Source organism: Amycolatopsis halotolerans, from assembly GCF_042647905.1.
GTDB classification, from domain to species: Bacteria; Actinomycetota; Actinomycetes; order Mycobacteriales; family Pseudonocardiaceae; genus Amycolatopsis; species Amycolatopsis halotolerans.
Genome location: NZ_JBHRWI010000042.1, coordinates 86615 through 113568 on the forward strand (window position 1 = coordinate 86615; position 26954 = coordinate 113568).

General features: G+C 70.4%; 30 protein-coding genes. 19 read left to right on the plus strand and 11 right to left on the minus strand.

Features of this window, described 5'->3' with window-relative positions; all coding sequences use genetic code 11:
• The first annotated feature begins 3 nt into the window (after nucleotides 1–3).
• From ACFORO_RS30920 to eccD, 4 genes are read left to right on the plus strand one after another with little or no spacing between them, the layout of a single operon-like run.
• A complete protein-coding gene (locus ACFORO_RS30920; protein ID WP_377872786.1) occupies nucleotides 4–1350 on the plus strand; it encodes a WXG100 family type VII secretion target in 1347 nt (448 codons plus the stop codon).
• 5 nt (nucleotides 1351–1355) lie between these two features.
• The gene (locus tag ACFORO_RS30925; RefSeq protein ID WP_377872785.1) at nucleotides 1356–1847 is read left to right on the plus strand and encodes a hypothetical protein; all 492 of its coding nucleotides are present in this window, start codon (nucleotides 1356–1358) and stop codon (nucleotides 1845–1847) included.
• Nucleotides 1840–2163: a YbaB/EbfC family nucleoid-associated protein gene (locus ACFORO_RS30930; RefSeq protein ID WP_116202260.1), complete on the plus strand. Its 324-nt coding sequence runs from the start codon at nucleotides 1840–1842 to the stop codon at nucleotides 2161–2163. The genes ACFORO_RS30925 and ACFORO_RS30930 overlap by 8 nt, the downstream gene beginning before the upstream one ends.
• On the plus strand, nucleotides 2160–3536 hold the full coding sequence (gene eccD, locus ACFORO_RS30935) for a type VII secretion integral membrane protein EccD (protein WP_377896684.1): 1377 nt from the start codon (nucleotides 2160–2162) through the stop codon (nucleotides 3534–3536). The genes ACFORO_RS30930 and eccD overlap by 4 nt, the downstream gene beginning before the upstream one ends.
• Here eccD and ACFORO_RS30940 read toward each other — a convergent pair.
• Entirely contained in the window at nucleotides 3526–4479 is a 954-nt protein-coding gene (locus ACFORO_RS30940) for an Lrp/AsnC family transcriptional regulator (protein WP_377872783.1), read from the minus strand. The genes eccD and ACFORO_RS30940 overlap by 11 nt on opposite strands.
• A 95-nt stretch (nucleotides 4480–4574) precedes the next feature.
• Between ACFORO_RS30940 and ACFORO_RS30945 the strand changes: the two genes are divergently transcribed.
• Nucleotides 4575–5885, plus strand: a complete 1311-nt coding sequence (locus ACFORO_RS30945) for an MFS transporter (protein WP_377872782.1) — start codon at nucleotides 4575–4577, stop codon at nucleotides 5883–5885.
• On the opposite strand, the gene ACFORO_RS30950 is transcribed toward ACFORO_RS30945, so the two are convergent.
• Nucleotides 5830–6783, minus strand: coding sequence for a helix-turn-helix domain-containing protein (locus tag ACFORO_RS30950; RefSeq protein ID WP_377872781.1), 954 nt, complete (start codon nucleotides 6781–6783; stop codon nucleotides 5830–5832). The two genes, ACFORO_RS30945 and ACFORO_RS30950, sit on opposite strands and share 56 nt — an antisense overlap.
• 84 nt (nucleotides 6784–6867) lie before the next feature.
• Between ACFORO_RS30950 and ACFORO_RS30955 the strand changes: the two genes are divergently transcribed.
• Entirely contained in the window at nucleotides 6868–7452 is a 585-nt protein-coding gene (locus ACFORO_RS30955) for an NIPSNAP family protein (protein WP_377872780.1), read from the plus strand.
• On the opposite strand, the gene ACFORO_RS30960 is transcribed toward ACFORO_RS30955, so the two are convergent.
• Nucleotides 7394–8158, minus strand: a complete 765-nt coding sequence (locus ACFORO_RS30960; protein ID WP_377872779.1) for a MerR family transcriptional regulator — start codon at nucleotides 8156–8158, stop codon at nucleotides 7394–7396. The two genes, ACFORO_RS30955 and ACFORO_RS30960, sit on opposite strands and share 59 nt — an antisense overlap.
• A gap of 54 nt (nucleotides 8159–8212) precedes the next feature.
• On the opposite strand from ACFORO_RS30960, the gene ACFORO_RS30965 reads away from it, so the two are divergent.
• Nucleotides 8213–8470, plus strand: coding sequence for a hypothetical protein (locus ACFORO_RS30965; RefSeq protein ID WP_377872778.1), 258 nt, complete (start codon nucleotides 8213–8215; stop codon nucleotides 8468–8470).
• Between the two features lie 239 nt (nucleotides 8471–8709).
• Here the strand turns inward: ACFORO_RS30965 and ACFORO_RS30970 are convergent, their stop codons facing one another.
• Nucleotides 8710–9792, minus strand: a complete 1083-nt coding sequence (locus ACFORO_RS30970; RefSeq protein ID WP_377872777.1) for a type VII secretion protein EccE — start codon at nucleotides 9790–9792, stop codon at nucleotides 8710–8712.
• A gap of 152 nt (nucleotides 9793–9944) precedes the next feature.
• Between ACFORO_RS30970 and eccB the strand changes: the two genes are divergently transcribed.
• The 3 genes from eccB to ACFORO_RS30985 are packed head-to-tail and all read left to right on the plus strand — an operon-like array spanning nucleotide 9945 to nucleotide 12714.
• The gene (gene eccB, locus ACFORO_RS30975) at nucleotides 9945–11351 is read left to right on the plus strand and encodes a type VII secretion protein EccB (protein WP_377872776.1); all 1407 of its coding nucleotides are present in this window, start codon (nucleotides 9945–9947) and stop codon (nucleotides 11349–11351) included.
• A 38-nt stretch (nucleotides 11352–11389) separates the two neighbouring features.
• The gene (locus ACFORO_RS30980; RefSeq protein WP_354737767.1) at nucleotides 11390–12064 is read left to right on the plus strand and encodes a response regulator transcription factor; all 675 of its coding nucleotides are present in this window, start codon (nucleotides 11390–11392) and stop codon (nucleotides 12062–12064) included.
• Entirely contained in the window at nucleotides 12061–12714 is a 654-nt protein-coding gene (locus ACFORO_RS30985; protein ID WP_116202251.1) for a response regulator, read from the plus strand. The genes ACFORO_RS30980 and ACFORO_RS30985 overlap by 4 nt, the downstream gene beginning before the upstream one ends.
• A gap of 472 nt (nucleotides 12715–13186) precedes the next feature.
• Here the strand turns inward: ACFORO_RS30985 and ACFORO_RS30990 are convergent, their stop codons facing one another.
• On the minus strand, nucleotides 13187–13981 hold the full coding sequence (locus tag ACFORO_RS30990) for a carbon-nitrogen hydrolase family protein (RefSeq protein WP_377896685.1): 795 nt from the start codon (nucleotides 13979–13981) through the stop codon (nucleotides 13187–13189).
• An 84-nt stretch (nucleotides 13982–14065) separates the two neighbouring features.
• Between ACFORO_RS30990 and hisD the strand changes: the two genes are divergently transcribed.
• Genes hisD through ACFORO_RS31010 form a run of 4 tightly spaced genes read left to right on the plus strand, consistent with a single transcriptional unit; the run spans nucleotide 14066 to nucleotide 17845 of the window.
• Complete coding sequence (hisD, locus tag ACFORO_RS30995; RefSeq protein WP_377872774.1) at nucleotides 14066–15391, plus strand: histidinol dehydrogenase; 1326 nt, start codon at nucleotides 14066–14068, stop codon at nucleotides 15389–15391.
• On the plus strand, nucleotides 15388–16497 hold the full coding sequence (locus tag ACFORO_RS31000) for a histidinol-phosphate transaminase (RefSeq protein ID WP_377872773.1): 1110 nt from the start codon (nucleotides 15388–15390) through the stop codon (nucleotides 16495–16497). The genes hisD and ACFORO_RS31000 overlap by 4 nt, the downstream gene beginning before the upstream one ends.
• Nucleotides 16494–17093, plus strand: a complete 600-nt coding sequence (gene hisB / locus ACFORO_RS31005; RefSeq protein WP_377872772.1) for an imidazoleglycerol-phosphate dehydratase HisB — start codon at nucleotides 16494–16496, stop codon at nucleotides 17091–17093. Before ACFORO_RS31000 ends, hisB begins: the two co-directional genes overlap by 4 nt.
• Nucleotides 17094–17104: 11 nt before the next feature.
• Nucleotides 17105–17845 carry a HEAT repeat domain-containing protein gene (locus ACFORO_RS31010; protein WP_377896686.1) on the plus strand — a complete coding sequence of 247 codons (741 nt, stop codon included), beginning with the start codon at nucleotides 17105–17107 and terminating at the stop codon, nucleotides 17843–17845.
• 1 nt (nucleotide 17846) lies between these two features.
• Here the strand turns inward: ACFORO_RS31010 and ACFORO_RS31015 are convergent, their stop codons facing one another.
• Nucleotides 17847–18584, minus strand: a complete 738-nt coding sequence (locus tag ACFORO_RS31015) for an MBL fold metallo-hydrolase (RefSeq protein ID WP_377872770.1) — start codon at nucleotides 18582–18584, stop codon at nucleotides 17847–17849.
• A gap of 17 nt (nucleotides 18585–18601) precedes the next feature.
• Here ACFORO_RS31015 and ACFORO_RS31020 point away from each other — a divergent pair, with 17 nt between their 5' ends.
• Nucleotides 18602–18760 carry a hypothetical protein gene (locus tag ACFORO_RS31020; protein ID WP_354737668.1) on the plus strand — a complete coding sequence of 53 codons (159 nt, stop codon included), beginning with the start codon at nucleotides 18602–18604 and terminating at the stop codon, nucleotides 18758–18760.
• Between the two features lie 541 nt (nucleotides 18761–19301).
• Here ACFORO_RS31020 and ACFORO_RS31025 read toward each other — a convergent pair.
• Both ACFORO_RS31025 and ACFORO_RS31030 read right to left on the minus strand, forming a co-directional pair.
• Entirely contained in the window at nucleotides 19302–19946 is a 645-nt protein-coding gene (locus ACFORO_RS31025; protein ID WP_377872769.1) for a GNAT family N-acetyltransferase, read from the minus strand.
• Between the two features lie 44 nt (nucleotides 19947–19990).
• The gene (locus ACFORO_RS31030; protein ID WP_377872768.1) at nucleotides 19991–22174 is read right to left on the minus strand and encodes an MMPL family transporter; all 2184 of its coding nucleotides are present in this window, start codon (nucleotides 22172–22174) and stop codon (nucleotides 19991–19993) included.
• 194 nt (nucleotides 22175–22368) lie between these two features.
• Between ACFORO_RS31030 and ACFORO_RS31035 the strand changes: the two genes are divergently transcribed.
• Entirely contained in the window at nucleotides 22369–22947 is a 579-nt protein-coding gene (locus ACFORO_RS31035; RefSeq protein WP_354737662.1) for a TetR/AcrR family transcriptional regulator, read from the plus strand.
• Nucleotides 22948–23017: 70 nt separating this feature from the next.
• A complete protein-coding gene (locus ACFORO_RS31040; RefSeq protein WP_377872767.1) occupies nucleotides 23018–23833 on the plus strand; it encodes a class I SAM-dependent methyltransferase in 816 nt (271 codons plus the stop codon).
• 147 nt (nucleotides 23834–23980) lie between these two features.
• Here ACFORO_RS31040 and ACFORO_RS31045 read toward each other — a convergent pair whose 3' ends face one another.
• The 3 genes from ACFORO_RS31045 to soxR are packed head-to-tail and all read right to left on the minus strand — an operon-like array spanning nucleotide 23981 to nucleotide 25291.
• Nucleotides 23981–24199, minus strand: coding sequence for a hypothetical protein (locus ACFORO_RS31045; protein WP_377872766.1), 219 nt, complete (start codon nucleotides 24197–24199; stop codon nucleotides 23981–23983).
• Between the two features lie 35 nt (nucleotides 24200–24234).
• Complete coding sequence (locus ACFORO_RS31050; protein ID WP_354737656.1) at nucleotides 24235–24783, minus strand: RNA 2'-phosphotransferase; 549 nt, start codon at nucleotides 24781–24783, stop codon at nucleotides 24235–24237.
• Between the two features lie 46 nt (nucleotides 24784–24829).
• Nucleotides 24830–25291 (minus strand): redox-sensitive transcriptional activator SoxR, encoded by a 462-nt coding sequence (soxR, locus tag ACFORO_RS31055; protein ID WP_354737654.1) that lies wholly within the window; start codon nucleotides 25289–25291, stop codon nucleotides 24830–24832.
• A gap of 54 nt (nucleotides 25292–25345) precedes the next feature.
• Here soxR and ACFORO_RS31060 point away from each other — a divergent pair, with 54 nt between their 5' ends.
• Together ACFORO_RS31060 and ACFORO_RS31065 are read left to right on the plus strand one after the other, a co-directional pair.
• On the plus strand, nucleotides 25346–26044 hold the full coding sequence (locus tag ACFORO_RS31060) for a thiamine pyrophosphate-dependent enzyme (protein ID WP_377872765.1): 699 nt from the start codon (nucleotides 25346–25348) through the stop codon (nucleotides 26042–26044).
• Nucleotides 26044–26934 (plus strand): transketolase family protein, encoded by an 891-nt coding sequence (locus tag ACFORO_RS31065; RefSeq protein ID WP_377872764.1) that lies wholly within the window; start codon nucleotides 26044–26046, stop codon nucleotides 26932–26934. The genes ACFORO_RS31060 and ACFORO_RS31065 overlap by 1 nt, the downstream gene beginning before the upstream one ends.
• The last annotated feature ends 20 nt before the right edge of the window (nucleotides 26935–26954 follow it).

Below are 26954 nucleotides of genomic sequence, written 5' to 3' on the forward strand. Positions count from 1 at the left end.
CCGGTGGCCGTGGACGCGTCCGGAGTCGTCAGCTCGGTGCTGTCGAACTACCGGCAGGTGCTGGTCGAATACCAGCGCCGGGTCACCGGCGACCCGGCGGCGCTCGAAGCGGCGGCGAACCGCTGTGGCACCAACGCGTCCACGATTACCGGCAAAGCCACCGAAATCGCGGACGCCGCCACGGCATTGCACGCTGACTGGGACGGCGCTGCGTACACCGCGTACGCGACAGCAGCGTCCGATGTCGCGCACGCCTTGACCGAGGACGGCACGAAGCTGGCCGACCAAGGCAAGCGGTTGTCGATGGCCGGACAGTTGTTGCGGTGGGCGCGTTCTGGCGTTGACTCCGTCGCCGCGCAGTTCGAGCAGTACGGCACGCAGCTGATCAACCAGGCGCGCTCGGCGGATCCGAACGCGGTGGGCGCTTTCATCGCCGCCGCAAGGGATTTGGGCGAGCAGGCGGTCGCCGCGGCCGGGCAGGTCGCCGACGAGTTGTCCGACGCGTTGGCGGAGTTGTTCCCCGCGCCGTGGGCCGGTCCGATGAGCAAGCCGGGCAAGCTCGGCAAGCGCAACTACGGCCCGTTGTCCTGGGTCAACGGCGACACCCTCGACGGACGGAAACGGCCTCGTTCGGCGCCGTCGTGGTTCGGCAATTCCGGCTGGAAGAAGCTGACCTGGAACGGTTTGGAAGGCACGCGGGCGCCGAAGAAGGCCGACACGCCGTTCGGACAGCCGAAGCTGAAGAGCGAGATCGCCCGCGCCACCGAGATCACCTACTACAAGACCGCGCACGAGCAAGACGGCTTCATTCCGGAGTACGACGGGAAAATCTCCTCGCAGGGCTGGGACGCGAAAGCTTCGGGCCACGCTGAACTGGGGTTCCGGGAGGACATCGGGACCAGCGGGAGCTACGGAGTTGCGCACGGCAGCGCCCGCGGTTCCGCGTTCGCGGGCGGCGAGGTCAGCGCTTCGGGCCAGCTGGGGATCCACGGACTCGGCGTGCACGCCAACGCCTTCGCGGGCGGCAAGCTTGAGGGCCAGGTCGCGGCTGACGTCGCCGGGGTCGGCGTCGGCGCGAGCGGGAGTGTCCAATATGGAATCGGCGCTCAGCTCGACGGGCAGTTCGTGTACGACAACGGGCATCTGAAGATGAACTTCAAGGCCGGCGCCGCGCTGGGCCTCGGCGCCGGACTCGGGGCGAAGATCGACATCGACCTGCCGAAGGTCGGCGCGGCGGTCAGCGAATACGGCGGTGCGGCGGTCGACGCGGTCGGCGACGCGGCGAGCGAGGCGGCCAACGCGCTGGGCGGGGCCTGGGACGACGCCGCGCAGTATGTGGGTTCCTGGTGAGCGCCATGGCCGATCTGGTGACGCTCCCGCTGGGCTTCGACGTCCCCGAGGGCTGGACGCCGGTGCCGCCGATCGCGCCCGGGCTGGTTTTCGTCGCCGTGCACCCGAAACCGGTCGCGGACTTCACGCCGAACATCACGCTCGGCATCCAGCAGCGCCGGGATTCCTTGCCGATGAAGGACATCGCCGACGAGGCCGTCGAACGGCTCGGCCGGACGATGGCGCTGCTGGACGTCCTCGACCGCCAAGAGGTCGGCAGCCCCGCCGCGCCCGGCTGCACCCAGACCTTGCGGATGCGCACCGGCGAAGGCCAGGATCTGCTGCAGATCCAGGTGTTCCTGACCGTGCCCGGTCCGGCCGGGCGGGTCGTGCTGGAACTGGTTTGCACCGCCGATCCGCGGGACGCGCGCACGCTCGTCCCCGACTTCCGGAAGTTCGTCGCCAGCGTGCACGTCCGCCGGGAAACCCCGCAGGAGAAGGAGAACGACGGTGACTGAACCGTATGCCGTGCCGGACATGGACGACCTGCTCGCGCAGGTCCGCAAGCAGACCGAAGAGGTGCAGCGGATCCAGCGCACGGTCGAGGCGATGGAGGTCAAGGCGGCTTCGCGGCAGAACGAGGTGACCGTGACGCTGCGCGGCGACGGCCGGTTCACCTCGGTCGACATCGACCAGCGCGCGATCCGCGAGTACGACGCGCGCACGCTGTCGGAGATCGTCCTCGAAGCGGTGAACGCCGGCCTGCAGAAGCTCGCCGAGGCGAGCAGCGCGAAGTTCGCCCCGGTGATCGAGGCGTCCAGGTCCCAGCTGTGAGCGCGCCGGCCGTCGCCGGGTCGACCCGGCGCGTCACGATCGTCACCCCGCGCGCCAGGGTGGACGTCGCGCTGCCGCAGCAGAGCACGTTCGCCGAACTGGTGCCGCAGCTGGTCCGGCTCGCCGGGGCGGCCGGGCAGGCGTCGGCCGAGCATCCGGGCTGGGTGCTGTCGCGGCTCGGCGGCGCGCCGCTCGCGCTCGGGCTCACCGTGGCCGCCGCGCAGGTGCGCGACGGCGAAGTGCTCCACCTGACCCCGCGCGAACGTCCGCGGGGTCCGTTGCTGTTCGACGACGTGGTCGATTCGATCGCGAGCGTCGGCGATTCAGCATCGACCACGTGGGGTCCGAAGGTCGCTCGCCGAGCTGGGATCACGGCCGCCGCGGCGCTGTTTTTCGCGGGCGGGCTGCTGGTCCAGGCCTCGCTGGCGGGCAGCGTGCTCGCGCCGATCGGCACCGGGCTGCTCGCCGTCGTGCTGCTGCTCGGCGGCGGTGCGTTGAGCCGGGCGTACGGCGACTCGGGCGCGGGTGCGGCCGGTGCGCTGGCCGGGGTCGGTGTGGCGTTCCTGGCCGGAATTTCTTTGCTGCCACCGCATTCGGTGTTCTCCCTCTCCGCCGGGCCGCTTGCTGCGGGGCTCGCGGCGGTGACTGTTTACGGTGTGCTGGCTGCGGTTTCCGTCGCCGACCGGTTGCCGTTCTTCGTGGCGGTCGTCGGTTCGGCCGGGATCGGCGCGATCGCGACCGGTGTGGTGCTGCTGACCGGGTCGAAGCCGGTCGCCGCCGCGGCTGTCGCGGCGGTGTTGGCGACGGCGTTGGCGGCTGTCGCGCCGATGCTCGCGCTGCGGCTGGGCCGGATGCCGCTTCCGCGCGTGCCGGACGACATGGAATCCTTCCGTGCCAACGAACAGCCGTCGCTCGGCGTGGAAATGGCCGGGCGGACCACGTACGCGCAGGCGTTGCTCACGAGCCTGCTGGTGGCGCTCGGGCTGGTGGTGATCGGTTCCTCGATCGTGCTCACTGCCGGCGGGCCGTGGGAAGCCGGGCTGGCCGCGCTCGTGGGGACGGCCTGGATCCAGCGGTCGCGCTCGTACGCGGGCCGCACGCAACGGCTGGTGCTGGTCGGCTTCGGCCTCATTGCCTTGCTGACGGCGGGTTTCTGGCTGATCGCGGCCAACCAGCGGATCGCGCTGCTCGCGGTCGGGCTGGCGCTGGTGGTGGCCGCGGTGGTGTCGCTGTTCTACGCGACGCGGGTCGCGCGCGGGGTGCGGTCGCCGTATTGGTCGCGGTTGCTGGACATTTCGGAATTCCTGGTGCTGTTGTCGCTGGTGCCGTTCGTGGCGTTGATCGCCGGGGTGTACGAGGCGGTCAGCGGCTGAGCGGACTCGCGGCTTTCAGCGTCCGCAGGACCGGCGCGGTTTCGCAGGAACGGATGCCGGGCAGCGCGCCGAGCCGGTGGGTGAGGTAGCGGTGCAGCGCTGGGGGATCGGCGCAGAGGGCGTGCGCGAGCAGGTTTGTCGGTCCGGTGGTCGCGGCTACGACGGCTAGCTCGCGGTGGGTGGCGAGTTCGGTGGCTACGGCGTCGAGATCGGCTGGGGCGACCGCCATCCACAGCAGAGCCTGTGTGGTCGCGCCGAAGAGCCGGGCGTCGATTTCCACGTCGAAGTACAGGGTTTCGGCCGCTCGCAGGTCGGCGATCCGGCGTGCGACGGTCGCGGCGGACCAGCCCGTAATCGCCGCCAGTTCGGTCTGACCGAGGCGGCCGTCTCGCTGCAATGCGGTGAGCAGAGGTCCGTCGGCGGCGGTCGCTGGGGCAAGCGTGGCGCGGGTTTCCGGTTCCAGCTGGCGGCGTTGGGCGTCGGTCAGGACTTCGGCGCGGCCCAGCCAGGCGGTCGGCCCGCCGTGGTACAGATGCAGCAGCTGGTGCGCGGAGACGGCGGTGATGCCGGTCGTGCGCGGGATGTCGTGCAGCAGCAGGCCGTGCTCCGGCGTGGAGTCGTTGGCAGCGTGGACGATCACGCAGATTTCCGTACCGCCTCCGGCCAGCTTGACCCAGGTCGTGTCGGTGCGCCGGACGAGCGCGTCGGCGACCCGTTGCGCGACCGCCGGGACGACGGTGAGCCGCACGAGCCACTGCGTCTGCCCGGCGCGATGCGGCGCGGCCAGCCCGACGACGCGTAGTCCGGCTTCGGCGAGCAGCCGTCGGTACCGGCGGGCGACAGTTTGCGTCGAGACGCCCAGGACGGTGCCGATCCGCGCGAACGGGGCGCGGCCGTCGATCTGGAGTGCGTGGACCAGGGCGTGGTCGAGGTCGTCGAGCATGGCTTGATTCTGCACCAGACTGTCCCGAGTGGAAGATTTCTGCTCGTTGTGGACGGCGGCTGGAACCTTGCTGGGCTGCTGCCCAGGCTGGCGGCATGAACGATTCACGCCGCTGGACCGCGCTGGCGGTCCTGCTCGTCGCGGAAGCGATGAACCTCCTCGACACCACCATCGTCCAGGTCGCCGCGCCCGCGGTGCACGCCGAACTGGGCGGTGCGATCTCCTTCTACACCGTCGGGTACACGCTGCCGTTCGCGCTTTTGCTGATCACCGGCGGACGCCTCGGCGACATTCTCGGCCGGCGCCGCACTTTCCAGTTCGGCATGGCCGGTTTCGTTCTCGCCTCGGCCCTGTGCGCGGCCGCGGCCACCCCGGGGTTCCTGCTCGTTTTCCGTGCCCTGCAAGGGGCTTCGGCCGCGTTGGTGATCCCGCAGACGATCGGGCTGATTCGCGTCCTCTTCGACGGCGCGGCCCGGGCCCGGGCGCTCGGCATGATCGGCCCGGTGATGGGACTGGCCGCGGTGAGCGGACCGGTCCTCGGCGGACTGCTGACCGACGCCTGGTCGTGGCGGGCGGTGTTCCTGGTGAACGTCCCGCTCGGACTCGCCGTGCTCGCCGCGTCCGGGCTGCTCACGGAGGACCGTTCGGCCGCCCGGCCGCGGCTCGACCTGCTCGGGACCGCCTTGGTCGTCGTGGGCGCCGGGCTGGTGGTCTATCCGCTCCTCACGCGGTGGAACGGCTATCTCGTCTCCGCCGGAGTGGTTGTGCTGGTGGTTTTCGCGGTGCAGCAACGGTTTCGCGACGGCCTGATCGAACGCAGCCTCTTCCGCGGCCTGGGTTTCCCGGCCGGGTTGGCGACGTCAGTGCTGTTCTTCGCCGTGATGACCGGCCTGACCCAGGTCGTCGTCCTGTTCCTGCAGTTGACCCAGCACGCCGACGCCCGGACCGCCGGACTCTCGTTGCTGCCATGGTCGTGCGGGCTGGCGGTATCGTCCTTTGCGGCCGGACGCTGGCTGGTCCCGTGTTATGGCAGCCGGATTCTCTTTGCTGGCTTGGGCTTCCTGGCTGTCGGCATCGCCGGGATCGCTTGGGGCTGGCCACTGCTGCTCTCGCTGGCGATCGCGGGAACGGGAACCGGGTTGTTCACCGTGCCGTTCTTCACCGCGGCGCTGGCGCTAGTCCGTCCCTCGGAGACGGGTTCGGCCGCGGGCCTGCTGAACGCGGTGCAGCAGCTCGGCGGAACCGTCGGAGTCGCTGTGCTGACCGCGGTTTTCCTCGCGACCGATGTAAGAGTCGCGTGCTGGACGGCCGTCGGCCTGACCGTCGCGGCCGGGCTGACCGCGCTTGGGCTCACCCGCGGAACGCGCGCCGGTAGTCCGTCGGAGCCGTCCCCAGCCGGAGTGTGAAATGGCGGCGGAGGTTGGCCGCCGAGCCGAGGCCGCTGCGTTCGCCGATCAGTCCGATCGGCAGGTCGGTGGATTCCAGCAGGCTGCGGGCGTGCAGGACGCGCTGGTCGAGCAGCCATTGCAACGGCGTGGTCCCGGTGGCTTCGTGGAACCGGCGGACGAACGTGCGCGGGCTGACTCCGGCCTGGCGGGCCAACTGCTCGACGGTCAGCGGCTGGTCGAGGTGCCGGGTCGCCCAGTGCAGCACCGGGCCGAGCCCGGCGTCGTCGGTCTCCGGCACGGTCGCGGACACGTACTGCGCCTGGCCGCCGCCGCGGTGCGCGGGCAGCACCATCCGGCGCGCGACCTCGTTGGCGACGTGCGCGCCGAGGTCGCCGCGCACGACGTGCAGGCAGAGGTCGATTCCCGCGCTGCGTCCGGCGCTGGTGAGCACCCGCCCGTCGTCCACGTAGAGCACCGACGCGTCCACCTGGACCCGCGGATACAGCATGCCGAGGGTGGCGGCGTACATCCAATGCGTCGCCGCGCGCCGACCGTCCAGCAACCCTGCCGCCGCGAGCGCGAACGCACCCGTGCACAGCGAGACGATCCGCGCTCCCGCCTCTGCTGCCTCCCGGATCGCGCTGACCAGATTCGCCGGCATGGGCTGTCCAGTTTGGACACACGCATACGGCAACGCGGGGACCAGCACGGTGTCGGCGCCCTTGAGCGTCTCGAGACCGTGACTGGCGTGGTGCCGGAACCCGAACTCGGTGCGGGTTTCCGGCTTCGCCGCGCAGAACCGCAGCTCGTACCAGGGGTCGGCGAGGTCGGTCCGGGACGGCCCGAACACCTCCGCCGCGATGGCCAGCTCGAACAGCGGCATGTCGTCGACCAGCGCGACCGCGACGGTTCGCATGGTTCGAGGATACGGCAGGAATTGTGCGGAAGGTGTCAGTCCTGCCACTCGCTCTGGCGATGGCGAGGTGGCAGATTCGCCGCGGTGACCGTCGTGGAGCTTCGCCAGTACACCCTCCGTCCCGGGCAACGGGACGTCCTGATCGACCTGTTCGACCGTGAACTGCTGGAACCGCAGGAGGCGGCGGGCTGCACGGTCGTCGGCCAATTCCGCGACGAGGACGACCCGGACCGCTTCGTGTGGTTCCGTTCCTTCCCGGACATGGCGTCGCGGCACGCCGCGCTGACCGCGTTCTACCTCGAAGGCGAGGCGTGGCGGACACATCGCGACGCCGCCAACGCCACCATGCTCGACAGCGACAACGTCCTGCTGCTGCGCCCCGAAGCGGACTTCCCGCCGTTGCCCCGGCCAGTCGATGCCGCGTCATCGCGAATCCTGGTGCTGATCGGCCCGGCTTCTACGGACTTTGTCGCACCGTTCGCTTCCTTCGTCACCGAGCCCGCGGAGAACACCTTCCGTGCGCTGCCGGTGCGGGAAGGGGAGAACGTCCGGGTGGGAGTCTGGGTTTTCCCTGACCTGGCCGCCCGGCAGGCTTTCGAACGCGGGTTGGCTATGCCCGACGTGCAGCGGCTTCGCTTGGCTCCGACGTCGCGTTCTTCGCTTCGCTGATCCGCTGGGCGACAAGCTGATCGATGCGCTGCCAGGCCGGACTGTCGAGATGCTGAGTGAGAAGCTCGACAACCTGATGGGGCACTTTCCGGAAGTTCGGCAGATCAGACGGCAACGTCATCCGCTTCGCGAGCTCCGCTGCGGTGTCGGCGATCTCTTCGAGCCGTGGATCGTCGGGACTCCACTCGATCGCCTCGTCGTACGCGCGGAGAACGGCGACGTACTCCGGATCGTCCAGCAACGCGATGCGACTGGCGAGGATCGCGCGGCTGATGTCCGGAGCCAGCGCGCAGGCGAGGATCCAGCCGTCGCGGATCGCGTGCTCGTGGCGCTCGGACAGCCCCATCGGTCGGAGCCGCTCCATGAACGCGATGGCTTCGGGCGGCAGGCAGAGCCGATCGGGCTGATCGAGATCCCGCAACCGGACGCGACGTTGCTGGAGCTGCCGGATCCGGTCGTGCAACTCGGCGTCGATCTGCTCGAGCGCGGTTTCGTCGGCGTTCAGCACCTGAGGAATGCGCGCCAGCGGGACGCCCGCTTGGGCGAGCGTGACGATGCGGGCGAGGTCGATGACCGCCTGCGCGTCGTAACGGCGATACCCGGAGGCGTCGCGTTCGGGCTCGGGAAGCAGCCCTTTGGCGTGGTAGACGCGGACCGCCTTGGCCGAAACCCCAGCGTGGCGGGCGAGCTGGCCGATGGTGAGCATGTCTCCAGTATCGCGCTTGACCTTGTCCCTAGGGCAAGGTTGGAAACTGGCCGCATGGCTGACTACGACACCCTGCGCGCGCTCGCCGACGAAGGAAACGAGACCGCACTGGACCGCCTAGCCGACCTCGCCGACGGCCGCGGCGACCTGACCGAACTGTCGGATCTCCTGGATGAGGGCAGCGAACACGCGGGCCGGTTGCTGACCCGGCGGGCGGTGGAGAACCGCGATCTGCGGGAGCTGCAACGGCTTTCGGACGCGGGGAGCGGCGAGGCGGAGACGGAGCTGGAACGGCTGCTTCGCGCTGATTGACTCGGCTTGCCAGGTTCGGGGGCCCCTTCGCGGACTGAATCAATGCCAGGGCCTTGAAGCGGCGCTGCGGGTGCGGTGTGCCCAGGTCGGAGGACCTGGGCGGGGTTAGGCGTCCGTGAGGGGAACCCTGACGGACTCAGAGTCCCTCAGGGTTCCCCTCACGGACTTCAAGACCTAGCCGCCTGGCGACAAATCGGGCGCGGGCTACGCAGCTTGCCGTAAGTTCCTGGCAGCGGGTTTCACGTGAGGGCGAGCGGCAACGTCCGCCGTACTGCCGCGGCCTGTTCGCCGTGCAACGGGACCACCGAAACCCCTTGCGGCACCGGCGCTTCCTCTGCCCGAGTCCCCACCCGGATGGTCAGCTCAAGCTTCTCCCGCCCACCCGGCGTGCGCCGCAACGTCGCGGAAGTAGCCGTAAACGCCGCCCCCGGCACCGCCACCCCCAGCGTCCGCGCAAGACCCCGAGCAGACCGCGGCGAGTAGCACGTCTGCGTAAGCCCGCCCCACTTCCACGCGCGCCACAAATCCCCATCGGACTGCGGGTCGCCGGTCGAAACCCCCAGCGCCACTCGAAGCTCGTTGGTCAGCTCCCCAGCTTCCAGGACCGTCGACGGATGCCCCGACTCCGCCAGCGCCACCATCAAACTCAACGCCGCACTCGCGGTACTCCGCAGCGCCCCTAGCTCACCGCCGCCCCGCGCGAGGGCGGCGATCGGCGCGTCCTCCGGCCGGTAGCGCACCGCGAGCCAGCGCACCCGGTACACCCGCGAATCCCTTGGCACCGCCCACGTCAGCAGCTGCGCGGCGGCCAGCGGGATGTCCGTGTTCTGGAACGTCGTGCGGAGGATCGCCAGCAGCTCGTCCGTCGAGGGCTCACCAGCACCAGGGGTGAGGCGGACGATCGCGCTCCAGTCGCCGTCGACCTCGGCGACGCCGAATCGGTTGCCCGCGCGGTCGACGTGCTGGCGGACCTTCACCGGACCGGCGATGCGCAGCAGGGCGTCGGGACTGTCGCGGCGGCTGTCGTGGCGACGCAGGCGGTGCGCGAGCCACGTCCACGCCCACCCGGCGAAATGCCGCCCGGCGACCCGCACCGACGTCGTCACCACCAGCAGCCCGGCCAGCGCGGCGACGGTGATCCGCACCGGCTGGGCCAGGCCGTGCACGGTGAACGCGAGCAGCAGCGCCAGCGCGGCGATCTCCCACCCGGCCGCCTGCAGCGGACGGATCGGCAGCAGCCACGGCCACGGCGCGGTGCCCGAAATCCCGGCGGTCCCGGGGGCGCGGGCGTGAGCCGGGGCAGGCGGCGCGGACACGGACAACGCATTCCCCTCTTCCCCGGGCAGCGACCCGGCCCCGCGAACGCTAGCGTCCCCGCGCGGGCGCGTGGGCGTAAAAATTACCCTCGTAGGCCGTCGGAGAACTGTCTAGCCTGCGCGAGAAGCGGATGTGATCTCCAGGGGGCCGGGACAGCGTGTGGACGCAGCGGGACCAGATCCAGGCGTACCAGTTCCTGCGCCGCCGTCTCGTGTCCGCGCTCGTCGCCGCGGACGCCAACCATCCGGTGTCGCCCAGCCGCCGGCTCGTGCTCGGCACGGTGCTCGGCGTCGGCGCGGCCCTGCTCGCGACCGCGGTGTTCGGGGTGATCGGCCTGGTCAGCCCGTCCGGCGGGAAGGACTGGCTCGCCGGCGGCAAAGTGATCGTGGAAGCGGACAGCGGAGCGAGGTTCGTGCTCGGCGCGGACGGCGCGGTGCACCCGGTGCTCAACTACGCGTCCGCGCGGCTGCTCGCCGGCGGCAACGGCCATGAGACCGTCACGGTGCCCGCCGAAAAGCTCGGCACCGCCCCGCGCGGCACGCAGATCGGGATCGTCGGCGCGCCGGATTCGTTGCCCAGCACGCTGATCACCACCCCGTGGACCAGTTGCAGCCGCACCACCCAGGACGCGCCCGCCTCGGCCGAACCGCTCGTCGCCGTGCTGCTGGAAGCGGCGGCTTCCGGGGTCGAGCTGCCCCGAGATTCGGGCGTGATCGTCCGCGTCCCGCAGGGCGGCCGGTTCCTCCTCGCGGGCGGCCACCGCTACCGGCTGAGCGACGAAGCCGCGGCGGCTCTGCAATTCGACAGCTACCCGACGATCACCGTGTCCGCGCGCTGGATCGACACCGTGCCCGCCGGACGCGACCTCGGCGAGATCCCCGTCGACGGCGCCGGAAACCGCGGCCCGCGCGTCGGGACGCAGGAGACGCGCGTCGGCCAGGTGCTGTCGGTCGTCGACCCGATGGCCGGGGCGGCCACCGCCTCGACGTACTACCTCGTCCGCCCGGACGGTCTCGAACCCGTCGGCCAGACCCAGGCCGCGCTGCTCGTCACGACCCCGGCGAACGAGTCGGCGTACTCGGGCCGCCCGGAACCGGCGCGGGTGCGCGCCGCGGACGTCGCGGCGGTCAAGAAGGTGAGCGAACCCCGCTCCGGCGGCGCGGATCCGGCGGCCTATCCGGACCGGATCCCCGGCAAAGCGCCGATCACCGGCAGCGCGGTGACCCTGTGCGCGCAGAACGGCCGCGTGACGGTCTCGGCGGATCTGCCGGTCCCGTCCGGCGCCCGCGCGCTGCCGGTGCAGAGCCGGACCGACGCCCGGGTCGCGGATGTCGTCTACGTCCCGCCCTCGCGCGGCGCGGTCGCGACGGACGCCGGGTCCGGCACGATTTATCTCGTCACGGACACAGGACGAAAATATCCGGTGGCGAACGGGACGGCGCTCACGTCGCTGGGCTACGGTTCTGGGTCCGGGCATCCGGTCGCGGGCGGGCTTCTCGCGCTGATGCCGACCGGTCCCGCGCTCGATCCCGCCGTGGCCGGGCAGCCTGCGGGGACGGGGTGAGCGAGCCGGTGACCACGACAGCGCAGCGACCCAGCGGCGTGGGGGAGCCGGAGCCGGAACCGTTGGCTCCCGGCGCCGTCCGGGTGGCCGTGATCGAAGACCACCCGCTTTACCGCCGTTCGGTGGAACGCGTCCTCATCGAAGCGCCGGACGTCGAACTGGGCGCGGTGGTCGATTCGGTCGCCCGCTTCCACGTCGCGCGCCAGCCGGCCGGCAGCGTCGTCCTCCTCGATCTCGGCCTGCCCGGCGTCGCCGGCGCGGCCGCGGTGCTCGAAGTCGCGGAGCTGGGCCATCACGTGCTGGTCGTGTCCGCGCAAGCCGAACCGGAGACGGTGCTCGCCGCGATCGCCGCCGGCGCCAAGGGATTCCTGTCGAAGGACGTCGACGTCGACGAACTGCTCATCGCCATCCGCGCGGTCGCGGGCGGCGGCGCGTACGTGTCGGCCGTCGTCGCCGGAATGATCATCAAGGACAACACCGACCGCCCGGTCACGCGGCCGGAAATGGAGCTGTCGCCGCGCGAAGTGCAGGTGCTGCGGCTCGTCGCGGCGGGGGAACGGGACGTCGACATCGCGCGGATCCTCGACATCGGCGTCCGCACCGTGCGCGGCTATCTCGACCGGATCCGCGACAAGACCGGCGAACGGCGGCGCCCCGGCCTCGTGAAGGAAGCGATCCGCCGCGGGCTGGTGGGGAAGGAAACACTGAGGTGAAAGCCGACGAGGGGCGGCGCCGGAGCGGACCCATCCAGGTCGGGGTGATCGAAGACCACCCGCTGTACCGGGACGCGGTAGCGCGCGTGCTGAACGAGGCGCCGGACATCGAACTGGTCGCGGTGGCCGACTCCGTGGCGCGGTTCGCGGTCCAGGACCAACCGCCGGGCAGCGTGGTCGTGCTCGACCTGAAACTCCGCGGCGTCCAGGACGCCGCGGCAGTGCTCGAGGTGGGGCAGATGGGGCACAAGGTGCTCGTGGTGTCCGCGCACGCGGAACAGCCGGAGGTGCTCGGCGCGATGCAGGCCGGCGCCAAGGGCTTCCTGTCGAAGGACGTCGACGGGGACGAGCTGCTGCGCGCGATCCGGACTATCGCGGAGGACAACGCCTACGTCTCGCCGACGCTGGCCGGGATGATCATCCAGGACAGCGACGAACGGCACGCCGGTCCGAAGATCGTGCTGTCGGAGCGGGAAAAACAGGTCCTGCGCCTGGTGGCGGCGGGGGAGCGGGACGTCGACGTCGCGGAGATCCTGGACATCAGCGTCCGCACGGTGCGGTCCTATCTGGACCGGATCCGGGACAAGACGGGGGAGCGGCGCCGGGCCGGTTTCGTCCGGGTGGCGATCCGGGAAGGGCTGCTGCGCTAGAACTTCGCCCGCCCTTGGGCTTTTCCTCGACCGGTGCGCTCGGCGCGCGATGGCGGATGTCCGTGAAGGGCCCCTTGAAGGAATCAGATTCCCAATGCCAGGGACTTAAGCTGCGCAGCCCACGACCGTCCACAAAGGACGGCCGTGCAGCCGGAATGCCTGATTTATGACAAGGTGACCGTTTGCCGATGTCCGTGAGGGGAACCCTGAGGGACTCAGAGTCCCTCAGGGTTCCCCTCACGGACATCGGTGGGAGCGGAGCCACGCGGCCCGTCTCAGCTGGTGCTTCGCGCCGTCCCAGCAAGCATCGCGGCAGCGAACCCGCCGCACACCGCGCTGCTGAGAAACCCCAATGCCACATTGGGTGCGTCTGACGCACCGAATGCCACATTGGGTGCGTCGCATGCACCGAACGCCGCATTGGGTGCGTCGCATGCACCCAATGTGGCATTGGGGCGCAAGGGAACCCGGGTCACAACCGCCGATTCGCCAGTGCCCCGGTAGCCGTCCGAGCCTTCCCCGCGACCTCCGGCTCGACATCCACCACCAGCATCTCCGCCCCGGCCCCAGCCTGCGCCTCCACCCGGCCAAAACCGTCCGCCACCAGCGAGTACCCGATCCCGGTCGGCGCCTTCGGATTGACCTCCGCCCCGGTCACCGCAGGATCAGCCTGCCCGCAAGCCGCCACCCAGCAGCCGGAGTCCAGCGCCCGCGCGCGCACCAGCACCTCCCACTGCTCCCGCTTCCCGGCCCCGGCACCCCACGAAGCCGGGACCGCCACCACGTCCGCCCCGTCGTCGGCCAGCCGCCGGAACAGCTCAGGGAACCGCAGGTCATAGCAGGTAGCGACGCCGAAAACCGTCCCCTCCGCGGAGAACGTCACGACCTCCGACCCCGGCGCGACAGTGTCCGACTCCGCGAACCCGAACGCGTCGTACAGGTGGATCTTGTCGTACCCGAGATGCTGCCCCAGCCCGGTGACCAGCAGCGTGTTCCGCACCCGCCCGTTGTCCGCCGGCGTGAACATCCCCGCGATGACCAGCACGTCGTGCTCCGCCGCGATGGAGGCCACCGCCGAGGCCCACGGGCCGTCCAGGGACTCGGCCACCGGGGCGAGCGGGCGGCCGAAGCGGGCCATCGTCGCCTCCGGGAACACCACCACCCTGGCGCCGGCGGCCGCCGCGGCTTCCGCGCCGGAGCGAACCGTCTTCAGGTTTTCTTCCGGGTCGTCGCCCGAGTTGAGCTGGCACAACGCGATCCGGGGCACACGAGCCTCCCTGGTCCGGGGACAGCGGGTCGACACCGAGTATCCCTGCCGGGAGCGCGCGGGCCACCTCGTACCCTGGTGTCCATGTTGAACCGCACCGACCTGCGCGGGCAGGTCCCCTCCGCTGCCGAGCTCCGTGCTGCGCTTCCGCGCGCCGAGTACGACGTGGACGCGGCGCTGCATCACGTCCGGCCGGTGGTCGAGGCGGTGCGCGAGCGCGGGGTCGAGGCGGTCCTCGAGTTCACCGAGCGGTTCGACAAGGTGCGCCCGGAGACGGTCCGGGTGCCCGCCGAGGAGCTTTCGAAGGCGCTGTCCGAGCTGGCCCCCCAGGTCCGCGCCGCGCTGGAGGAGTCCATCAAGCGCGCCCGGAAGGTGCACTCGGACCAGCGCCGCCAGGACGTCACGACGCAGGTCGTCCCCGGCGGCACGGTCACCGAGCGCTGGGTGCCGGTCGACCGCGTCGGCCTGTACGCGCCGGGCGGGCTGGCGGTGTACCCGTCGACCGTGGTGATGAACGTCGTCCCGGCGCAGCTGGCCGGCGTGCGCTCGCTGGTCGTGTGCTCACCGCCGCAGGCCGCGTTCGGCGGACGGCCGCACCCGACGATCCTGGCCGCGGCCGCGCTGCTCGGCGTGGACGAGGTCTGGGCGGTCGGCGGCGCGCAGGCGGTCGCGCTGGCCGCGTACGGCGGCGTCGACACCGACGGCGCCGAGCTGGCCCCGGTGGACATCGTGACGGGGCCGGGCAACATCTACCTCACCGCGGCCAAGCGCCTGGTCCGCGGCGTGATCGGCATCGACTCCGAGGCCGGTCCCACCGAGATCGCGATCCTCGCCGACGAGACGGCCGACCCGGCGCACGTCGCCGCCGACCTGATCAGCCAGGCCGAGCACGACCCGCTGGCCGCGAGCGTCCTGGTGACCACTTCCGAGGAGCTGGCCGACGCCGTCGACCGCGAGCTGGCCAAGCGGGCCGCCGCGACGAAGCACTCCGAGCGGGTCGGCCAGGCACTGGGCGGCAAGCAGTCCGGCATCATCCTGGTGTCCACTGTGGACGACGGCTTGCGCGTGGTGGACGCGTATGCCGCCGAGCACCTGGAAATCCAGACCGCCAACGCCCGCGAAGTGGCCGCCCGGGTGCGCAACGCCGGGGCGGTTTTCGTCGGTGCGTACGCCCCGGTTTCGCTGGGCGACTACTGCGCGGGCTCGAACCACGTGCTGCCCACCGGCGGGTTCGCGCGGCACTCCTCGGGCCTGTCGGTGCAGAGTTTCCTGAAGGGGATCCACGTCGTGGACTACTCCGAGGACGCCCTGCGCGAGGTCGCCCCCCGCGTCGTCTCGCTCGCGAACGCCGAAGACCTGCCCGCCCACGGCGAAGCCGTCACCGCACGCTTCGAAGGAGACGGCCGATGACCGAAGCCATCCCCGGCGGCGAGGTCACCCTCGCCGAACTCCCGCTGCGCGAGGACCTGCGGGGCCGCACCCCGTACGGCGCGCCGCAGCTGGACGTCCCGATCCGGCTCAACACCAACGAAAACCCGTACCCGCCGCCGCCCGAGCTGGTCGACGACGTCGCCGAGGCCGTCCGCGCCGAAGCCGCTTCGCTGCACCGGTACCCGGACCGCGACGCGGTGGCGCTGCGCACCGATCTGGCGGATTACCTGACGGTGTCCACGCGAGTGGTGCTGTCCGAGTCCAACGTGTGGGCGGCGAACGGGTCGAACGAGATCCTGCAGCAGATCCTGCAGGCGTTCGGCGGTCCCGGCCGCACCGCGCTGGGCTTCGAGCCGTCGTACTCGATGCACCCGATCATCGCGACCGGCACGCGCACCGACTGGCTGCCGGTGCCGCGCCGCGCGGACTTCTCGCTCGACACCGCACAGGCCGCCAAGGCGGTCGCCGAGCGCAAGCCGGACATCGTCTTCGTGACCAGCCCGAACAACCCGACCGGCGGGTCGATCCCGCTGGACCAGCTGCGCGGCGTGCTCGACGCGGCCCCGGGGATCGTCGTGGTGGACGAGGCGTACGCGGAGTTTTCCTCGCAGGCCAGCGCGATCGAGCTGATCGCGGAGTATCCGGCGAAGCTGATCGTGTCGCGCACGATGAGCAAGGCGTTCGCCTTCGCGGGCGGCCGGCTGGGCTACCTCGCCGCCGCACCGGCCATGGTGGACGCGCTGCAGCTCGTTCGCTTGCCGTACCACCTGTCCAAGGTCACCCAGGCGGCCGCCCGAGCCGCCCTCCGGCACGCCGACGCCACCCTCGCGTCGGTGCACCGGCTCTCCGCCGAACGCGACCGCGTCGTGGAAGCCTTGCTGGGCTTGGGTTTCACCCCGGTGCCGAGCGACGCCAACTTCGTCCTCTTCGGACAGTTCAGCGACGCGCCGGCCAGCTGGCAGTCCTATTTGGACCACGGTGTGCTGATCCGGGACGTGGGCATCGAAGGCCACCTGCGGGTGACCGTCGGCACCCCGGAAGAGAACGACGCTTTCCTCGAAGCGAGCAAGGAAGTCAAGCGATGAGCCGCATCGGCAAAATCGAGCGCACCACCAAGGAATCGTCCATCCTGGTCCAATTGGACCTCGACGGGACCGGCCAGGTGGACATCGCCACCGGCGTGCCGTTCTACGACCACATGCTCACCGCGTTCGGCGTGCACGGCTCGCTGGACCTGAAGGTCGAAGCGACCGGCGACGTCCACATCGACGCCCACCACACCGTCGAGGACACCGCGATCGTGCTCGGCCAGGCACTGCGCCAGGCCCTGGGCGACAAGAGCGGCATCCGGCGATTCGGCGACGCGTGGATCCCGATGGACGAAACCCTCGCCCACGCCGCGATCGACGTCTCCGGCCGCCCGTACTGCGTGCACGTGGGGGAGCCGGAGGAGTACAACACGTTCACCATCGGCAACAACTACCCCTTCGTCCTGACCCGGCACGTGTTCGACTCGCTGGCGTTCCACGCGCAGATCGCCCTGCACGTCCGGCTCGTCCACGGCCGCGACCCGCACCACATCGCGGAGGCGGAGTACAAGGCCGTGGCGCGGGCGCTGCGGGCGGCTACGGAGCCGGATCCCCGGGCTGGCGGGATTCCGTCCACGAAGGGCGTGCTTTAACGGCTATGGACGTGCGCGGTTCTCTGAAAGAAATACTGCGCGCTCCTGATCAGCAGGCCGCGGCACTGGCGACGGAGCTGGTCCGAGCAGAAGATACGGGAGTCGACGACGCGATACTCGCAGTGGCGACCCGCGGGACCTTGTCTGGCGCGGTAGTCACGCTGGCAATCCGGATTCTCGTGGAGCGCGACCGCGATCGCGATCCGGCTCCGCTGCTCGACCTCGTCCCGGACGGACAGGTCCGAGCCGAGGACCGCCGACCCGCCTGGCCGGTCAGAGCTCCGATCGTCACCCGCTACCGATTCGGGTTCAGCCGGCTCCGCCCGCTCGACCCAGTGGCCCAGTACGAGAGGGTCCTCGACCACTATCCCGCTGTGGTGCGGATGGACGCGGCAGTCGGGCTGGGAGATTCCGGAGAGATCAGCGCTCTTGATCCCTTGGCGAAGGCGTTGAAGGACCGCAATCCCGCAGTGCGCACGCTCAGTGCGAACGCGGTCCGCAGGCTGGGCAACGCGGGCTTGCGCGAAGCAGCGCGGGAGCACCCCGTCCGGGAATTGCTGATCGATCTTCTCCAGGACATCCTCCGGGAGACCAGGATCGCCGCGGCGCGAGCACTCGCTTCGCTGGGGGAGTTGGAGGTTCTGGCGGAGCACCGTCCGAAGTCGGCTCGTGACCAGCGCGAATGGGCGAGGATGACGCGGGGCGAGATTCCGCCCCTGAAACGAACCTGGCCAGGGGATCTCACGATCTGATTCACACGCGGAACACCGTGCGCGGCGCGGCATAGGTCACTGGCCCGGGAAAGTGTTCGGCAGCAAGGCGAACCGCGTCGCGCGCGGTGACGGTGTGGCCGAGATGCGTGAGCACCAGCCGCGCCGCTCCGGCAGCCGCGCGGCCCGCTTCCTCAGGCGTCAGGTGTTCCGCGGACGGTTCGATGCTGTCCGCCTCGCACAAGAACAGATCCGTCCCCTCCGCCAACGTCGACAGGGCCTCGCACGGACCGGTGTCACCGGAGTACGCGAAAGTCCGTTCCCCGTCAGTGATACGCACTCCGAACGCCGGGAATCCGTGCGACACGGCCACCGTCTCCAGTTGCAGGCCGCCGACCCGGGTTCGGTGTCCGTCGTGCAGTTCCCGGACCGCGAACGCCTCCTCGATCGGCGCGCGGCCGGTGTTGCTCAGGAACGCGGAGATCCGCGCCGCCGTGCCCGGCGGGCCGTACAGCGGGATGGGGCGTCGCAGGCGCAGATCCGCGAACAACAGTGCGTACACCGCCGGTAACAGATCCGCGACGTGGTCCGCGTGCAGATGCGAGATCCAGATCGCGTCCAGTTCCGCCGGCGAGACGTGTTCCTGCAGGGCAGCGAGGGTGCCGGGGCCGGCGTCGAGCCAGATCGCGGTGTCCTCGTGGCGCACCAGGTACCCGGAGCACGGAGCGTCCGGGCGCGGGTACGGCGTCGCGCTGCCCAGTACCGTCACGGTGAAAGCCATGTGGCACGCTAACCCCTGTGAGCAAAGAGCTGATCGCGGTCCTGCTGCTGGCCCTCGGCGGCTTCCTGGGCGGCGGAGTCTACTCGCTGTGGAAGACCGCGAAGTTCTTCGCCGTGGTGCTGGGCATCGCGGCAGTGCTGGCGATCGGCGGGGCCATCGCCTGGCTCGTCAGCTGACCGACGCTGGCCCTTTCGCCGCCGACCCGTGCTTCTCCGCGACTGACGCGGACCGCTCCGAACCTGACGCTCGCCTCCCTCCGACCAACGCGGACCTCCTGCACCTCACGCGGGCCTTCCCGCACCTGACCGGGCTCTCCCCGCGACTGACGCGTGGGTTTCCCCTCCTGGCGCGGGCACTGCACACAACGAGCGCGCGCCTCTCCGCGCCCAACGGGGCGCGCAACGAGCGCGCGTCTCTCCGCGCCTAACCGGGGCCCCGCAACGAACGTGCGCCTCTCCTCGGCCAACGGGGGCCCGCAACGAACGTGCGCCTCTCCGCACTTAACGCGCGGCCCTCCCTGCGCCAAACGCGCGCCCCTCGGCACCTAACGTGGGCACTCCCCGCGACTAATGCGCGGCTCTCCGCACCCGACGCAGGCTCCTCCCACGACGAACGCGCAGTCCTCCGCACGCGACACGGGCCCTCCCAGCCACTAACGCGCACCCTCCCCGCGAACTAACGCGAGCGCCCCCTAACGAACGCGATCCTCCCCACGACCTAAGACTCCAACGGCTGATAAATGCACTCCGCCAACGTCGCGTGCTTCTTCCACCCCAACGTCTCGTACAGCGCCCGCCCGGCATCCGTAGCCCCGAGAACGCCAAGCACCGCACCATCCGCAACCGCGCGATCGGCCAGCGTGCGCATCACAAAACCACCCAGTCCGCGTCGCCGGTGGGCCTCCTCGGTTACCACCCGGTCGACGATCACCGCGTCGCCGACCCTCGCCAGCTGACCCTTCGCCGCCTGCTCGCCGGACGCGTCCAGCACCCGCAGGAACGTGACGGCTCCGCTGGTCTCCGCCGCCACGGTGTAGCCCTCCGGCGCGACCGGGTTCGTCGCCAGCAGATCCGTCGCCATCAGATGGCCGGTGTCCTGCCAGGCGACGATCCAGCCCTCCGGCATCCACGGCTCGAGCGTTTCCGGTTCGGCGGGCGTCTTCAGCCACGTCCGAGGTTCGCTGACCGCGCCCGCGGCGGCGCGGACCAGCGATTCCTCAGCCTCCGGCAGGACGTGCCTGCCGACCTCCGCGGGATTGTCCGGGACCTCGACGAAAAGACCCCATGGCTTCTCGACCGGCGGCGGTGTCCGCCGCGACAACGCCCATCCCGCCACCCAGGTCCGCACCGTGTCTTCGATCATGAAAACAGGGTACGAACCACCACCGACAAAAATCCGGCAAAAGATCAGACCCGCGTCAGTTCGCGTTCGTCGTCGCCGGGTGTGCCGAGTTCGCGGACCAGCCCCTCGCCTTCGACATCGACGTTCGGCAGGATCCGGTCCAGCCACTTCGGCAGCCACCACGCGCCGCGCCCGAGCAGGGACATCACCGCGGGCACGATCGTCATCCGGATCACGAACGCGTCCACCAGCACCCCGAAGGCCAGCGCGAACCCGATCGACTGGATCAGCGTCGACTCGGCCAGCACGAACCCGGCGAACACCGAGATCATGATCAGCGCCGCCGCCACGACGACCCGCGCCCCGTGCCGGAATCCGGTCACCATCGCTTCCTGCGGCTCGGCTCCGTGCACGTGTTCCTCGCGCATCCGGGTCACCAGGAACACCTGGTAGTCCATCGCGAGCCCGAACAGGACGCCGATCAGCAGGATCGGCAGCATGCTCATGATCGGGCCGGTCGAGGCGACCCCGAGCAGGTCGGTCAGCCAGCCCCACTGGAACACCGCGACGACCGCGCCGAACGTCGCGACCACCGAGCCGAGGAACCCGAGCGTCGCCTTCAGCGGCACCACGACCGACCGGAACACCAGCATCAGCAACAGGAACGCCAGCCCGACGATCAGCGCGAGGTAGGGCAGCATCGCGTCGGACAGCTTCTGCGAGACGTCGATGTTGGCCGCGGTCTGGCCGGTCACCGCGAGGCTGCCGCCGGTGTTTTCCTGCAGCGGCGCGGATTGCGCGCGGATCGCCGACACGAGGTCTTCGGTCTGCGTGCTGCTCGGTCCGCTCTTCGGGATCACCGTGAGCACCGCGGTGTCCCCAGCCGGGTTGACCTTCGGCGGCGTCACCGCGGCGACGTCCGGCAGCTTGCCGATGTCCGCGGCGGCCTGCTTCAGCGACTCGGGATTGTGGTTCGGGCCGGTGTCGACGACGACCAGCAGCGGTCCGTTCGCGCCCTCGCCGAAGCCCTTGCTGACCAGGTCGTACGCCTTGCGCTGCGTGGTGTCCGGCGCGGCAGTGCTGTCATTGGGCAGGCCGAGCTGCATGCTCAGCGCGGGAATCGCGACGACTGCCAACCCGACCAGAGCGGCCAGCAGCACCGGAACCCGGTGCCGCGCAACGAAACGCGCCCAGCGCTCGCCGTGCGTCGGGCCCTCGGTGCGGCGGCGCACCCGGATCTTGTTGCTGCCGACCCGGGCGCCGGCGAAGCCGAGCACGGCGGGCAGCAGCGTCAACGCGATCAGCACGGCCACCACGACAGTCGCCGCGGCGGCAACGCCCATCTGGCCGAGGAACGGAATGCCGACCACCGTGAGCCCGGCGAGCGCGATGATCACGGTGAGCCCGGCGAACACCACGGCGGAGCCAGCGGTGCCGACAGCTCGACCGGCGGCTTCCTCGGGTTCGCGGCCCTCGGCCAGTTCGTGCCGATAACGGGAGACGATGAAGAGCGCGTAGTCGATGCCGACCGCGAGCCCGATCATCAACGCCAGCACCGGGGTGTTGGAGTTCAGCTCCATCGAACCCGACGCCAGCATGATGCCCGCCATCCCGACGCCGACCCCGATCAACGCGGTGAGCAACGGAATCCCGGCGGCCAGCAGCGAGCCGAAGGTGATGATCAGGACGACCGCCGCGACCGCGACGCCGAGCCCCTCGGTGGCCCCGGTCGCCGGAACGCCCTGCACCGCGTCGCCGCCGTACTCGACCTGATACCCCAGCTGCTTCGCGTGCTCGCCGGTGGCGAGCAGCGCTTGCCGGTCGCTGTCGCTGAGCTCGAAGCCCTTGACCTGGTAGCTCACCTGCGCGAGCGCGACCCGGCCGTCGGGGGAGACGGACTTGGCCTGGAACGGGTCGACGACCCCGGCGACCTTCGGCGCGGACTTCAGCTTGCCGACCACGCCCTCGACGGCCGCCTGGCCCGCCGGGCCGGTGATCTTCCGCCCGTCCGGCGCGGCGATCGCGACGCGCGCGGTGCCGCCGCCCGCCGCGGCCTGCGGGAAGTGCTCGGCCAGCCGGTCGATCGCCTGCTGCGATTCGGTGCCGGGAATGGTCACCGAATCCGACAGCTTGCCCGACAGCGTGAGCGCGCCCGCGCCCAACGCCATGAGAACAAGCGCCCAGACCGCCGCCACGAGGGCCCGGCGGCGGAACGACAGCCTGCCGAGCCGGTACAGGAAGGGTGCCACGAGTCGTCTCCGTTTCGCGCCCGAAGCGGGCTCTCCGCACTGGAATCGCCCTTTCGAAGCTAGCCGTTCGGCAAGGAGCTGCCAAGCCGATCGGCTAGGATGTGACTAGCCGCACGGCAAGTTTCGGGCTAGTCGTTCGGCTAGTATCATGATGTGCTGCGGAGCCGCGCACTCCGCTTGAGGAGGAGGGCGCGATGACGACCGTCGAACCGGTCGCGGACACCCGCACCAGGCTGCTCGCCACTGCGCTGCGGCTGTTCTCCGAGCACGGCGTGGAGGGCACGTCGCTGCAGATGATCGCCGACGAGCTGGGTGTCACCAAGGCCGCGGTGTACTACCACTTCAAGACGAAGTCGGAGATCACCGAGGCGGTCGCGGAGCCGGGCATCCGGGAGCTGGACCAGCTCGTCGTCGAGGCCGCGAAGCACCCGCGGCACGGCGCGCGAGTGGACCACCTGGTGGACGGTTTCGTCGATCTCGTGGTGCGGCACCGGGTGCTGGTCGCGCTGTTCTCCAGCGACCCGGGCATCGACGCGGCGCTGGCGAAATCGGTGCACGGCGTCGAAGGGTTCAAACAGGCGCTGATCTCGATCGTGGCCGGCGGGCCGGAACTGGACGTGACCGCGCGCGTGACGGCGATCGTGGCGTTCACCGGCATCGCGATGGCGGGCGGAGCGCCCGACCTGGCCGAGGTGGACGACGAAACCCTGCGCCGGGAACTGGTCCGGGTGGGCAGGCGGCTGCTGGGCAGGCCGCGTCGCCGGGTCTGCTGAACACGTCCGCAGTTCTCGAATGCTGAGAACTCTGTTGCAGTATTTGGGAACTCGCTCCTAATCTCGAAGCATGCCTTCGGAAAGCAGCTACGGGCAGGGTCACGCGGAAAGCGTCGTACGTTCACAACATTGGCGCACCGTCGACAATTCGGCGGCCTACCTCGCACCGGAGCTGCTTCCCGGGCGGAGCGTGCTGGACGTCGGCTGCGGTCCCGGGACGATCACAGTGGACATCGCCCGCCGGGTGGCCCCTGGCGAGGTGCTCGGCATCGATTTGTCGGAAGCCGTTCTGGAACAGGCGCGTGCGCACGCTGAGCGCGAAGGCGTGTCCAATGTCCGGTTCGAGCGCGCCGACATCACGGCGTCCGAGGTGGCTGGCCGATTCGACATCGTGCACGCGCACCAAGTGCTGCTGCACCTGACCGAACCGGTGGAAGCGTTGCGGCACATGCTGGCGCTGGCCAAGCCCGGCGGTGTCGTCGCCGCCCGCGACACCGACTACGCCGCCGCGTTCTGGTGGCCGGCGGACTCGCGACTGGACCGCTGGCTGGAGGTCTACCGCGCGGTCGCGCACGGCAACGGTTCCGAACCGGACGCCGGACGGCGATTGCTGGCCTGGGCGCACGCCGCCGGTGCTCGCGACGTCCAGCCGAGCGCCTCCATCTGGTGCCATTCCACGCCGGAAGGACGGGCGTGGTGGGGCGGCATGTGGGCGGACCGGATCCTGGACTCCAAGATCGCCGAACAGGCCGTGGCAGGCGGGTACGCGTCCGCCGAAGACCTCCGCGAGATCTCCGAAGCGTGGCGTGCCTGGGCGGCGGATCCGGACGGCTGGTTCTCGATCCCGCACGGGGAAATCCTGTGCCGCGTGGCCGAAACCGGCTGATCGCCGCGCGACCTCTCGCGGCGGCCCCGCTCGCGCAGAAGTACGTGAGGGGAACCCTCACGGAATCAGATTCCCTCAGGGTTCCCCTCACGGACTTCCGCATCGCGCATCAGGCCGACCGGCGAAGGGGAACCCGACTGTGGTTGATTACGGCAGCCGGGAGTCCTTCAGCGCTTCGGCCGCGCGCAGTTCCTCGGCGCTCAACTGGTCCGCGGAAACCTGGACGACGGAGCGGAAACGGTGGCACACCGGGCATTTCTGCACCCGGCGCTCGCCGAGCCGGATCGCCTTGAGCGACACGAACGGGAGCCAGATCGTGGAGAAGTAGTGGCCTTGGCTGCACTGGACGATCGTGTAATCCGGCATGGCCACCTCCTCAGGCGCGACAGGGTCAGTATGCGCTACTCGGACACCGTCAGAAACTCTGCCGGGACCGCCGAAGTAAGCCACACCCCGTTGTCACTCACCTGAAACGCGTGCCCGCGCGCGGCCATCTCCCCGGCCGCGACCGTCAGCACCACCGGTTTCCCGTGTCGCGACCCGACTTTCCACGCCGTTTCGCGGGTTGCCGACAAATGCACCGCGTGCCGTTTCATCGGCCGCAGACCCTCCGTCCAGATCGACGGCAGGAACCGCGTCGCCGTGCCGTGGAAGAGGGTTTCCGGTGGCACAGCGTCGGACAGGTCCAGATCCACGCGGACGCTGTGCCCCTGGCTGGCGCGGATCAACGTCCCCGTTTCGTCAAAGGAGAACCGCTGTTTCGCGCAGTTCGCGACGACCTCGTCCAGTTCCGCGCGGCTCACCGGGAACCGGTGCCGGGCCAGCGCCGCGAGCAGTTCGGCGACCGGGACCCAGCCGCCGGGGGACAAGGTCAAACCGAGTCCGCCGGGATCGTGGCGCAGGTGCCGGGACAGTCGTTTCGATACCCGGGTTCGATATTTCTCGTTCATTTCAACCCGCAGTAACCCACACCGACGCCCTGGCGCGCAACGGAATTCAGATGCCGCCCTCCAGGACCGGGCGCAACTTGCTGGCACCGGGGCCGAAGCGGGAGAGTTCGTCCTCCGCGTTGTACAGGCCGCAGCTGCGCAGCGACAGGCATCCGCAGCCGACGCATCCGGTCAGCCGGTCCCGCAGCCGTTGCAGCGCGTCGATCCGGGCGTCGAGTTCGGTCTGCCATTCGCGCGACAGCCGCGCCCAGTCCGCCTTCGTGGGGGCGTGGTCCGCGGGGAGCGTCTCCAGCGCCGCGCTGATGTCTTCGAGCGACAGCCCGACCCGCTGCGCGGCGCGGATGAACGCGATCCGCCGCAGCACCGAGCGCGCGTAGCGGCGCTGGTTGCCCGCCGAGCGCTCGGACGTGATCAGGCCGCGCTCCTCGTAGAACCGCAGCGCCGTGTGCGGGACCCCGCTGCGTTCCGCGACCTGCCCGATGCTCAGCTTGTCCGCCAACCTCGTCATTGCTTCAGGTTAGCCCTTGACCTTCAGTTTGGTCGAGGTTGCATTGTCGAGACCATGACCACGACGACGCACGAGCCGGGCTACGCGGACCTGCCCCGGCTGATCTCGCTGATGACCGGCGACGACAAACACCACGCGGCCGCGGAGTCCACAGTGGACGTCCTGTGGGTGCTGTTCGACCGCGTCCTGCGCCTCGGCCCGGAGACCGCCCGCCGGCCCGGGCGCGACCGGTTCCTGCTGTCCAAAGGGCACGGGCCGATGGCGTACTACGCGGTGCTCGTCGCGAAGGGCTGGCTGGGCGAGGACGAACTCGCCGACTGGAGTTCGGCGCGCTCGCGGCTCGGCCACCATCCCGACCGCGTCCGCGTGCCCGGCGTCGAGATCTCCAGCGGCTCGCTCGGGCACGGCCTGCCGATCGCCATCGGCGCCGCGCTCGGCCTGCGCGCCCGCCGGTTCAGCTCGCGCATCGTCACGCTGATCGGCGACGCCGAACTCGACGAGGGCTCCAACCACGAGGCGATCGTCGTCGCCGCGCGGCTCGGGCTCGACAAGCTGACCACCGTGGTCGTGGACAACCAGTCCTCGAGCCACGGCTGGCCGGGCGGCATCGCGCGCCGCTTCGAAACGGAAGGCTGGGCCGTGCGAACGGTGTCCGGCCGCGACCACGAAGCGCTGTACGACGCGTTCACCACCCCTCATCCCGGACGGCCGCTCGCGGTCGTCGCCGTCGTGGAACCGAAAGGCGCGCACTGATGCCGAACATGCGGGACACCTTCCTGTCCACCGCGGAAGAAATCGTCAACACCGACCCGGACGTGGCCGTCGTCCTCGCCGACATCTCGGCCGCGGCGCTCGCCGAGGCCGCGCGACGGCATCCGGACCGGGTGATCAACGTCGGGATCCGCGAGCAGTTGCTCGTGAGCACCGGCGCGGGCCTCGCGCTCGCCGGGCTGCGGCCGATCGTCCACACCTTCAACGCGTTCCTCGTGGAGCGCGCGTTCGAACAGATCAAATTGGACCTCAGCCACCAGGAACTCGGCGCGGTGCTGGTGTCCTACGGCGCTTCCTACGACATGCCGATGGAAGGGCGCACGCATCAGGCTCCCGGCGACGTCGCGCTGATCGATTCCCTGCCCGGCTGGTACGTCCACGTTCCCGGCCATCCCGAGGAAGCGCGGCGGCTGCTGCTCGATTCGGTGCCCGGGGACAGCCGGACGTACCTGCGGCTGTCCGCGCAGGAGAATTCCGCGCCGCACCTCGGGGTCGGTCTGCAGACGATCCGCACGGGCACGCGCGGCGTGGTGATCGCGGTCGGCCCGATGCTGGACCGGGTGCTGGAAGCGACCGAGGGCATGGACGTGACGGTGCTCTACACCTCGACGGTGCGTCCGTTCGACGCCGAGGGACTTCGTGCCGCGGTGACCGACGTCGCCGATGTGGCGTTGGTGGAGCCGTATCTCAAGGGGACGTCCGCGCATTGCGTCGCCGACGCGCTGGCCGACCGGCCGCACCGGCTGCTGAACCTCGGCACCCGCCGGGACACCGAGATCCGGATCTACGGCACGCTCGCCGACCACGATCTCGTGCACGGGCTCGACGCCGGTTCGATCGCGTTGTCCCTCAAGGAATTTTTCACCGGATAAGGCGGGACTCCGGCAGCGGG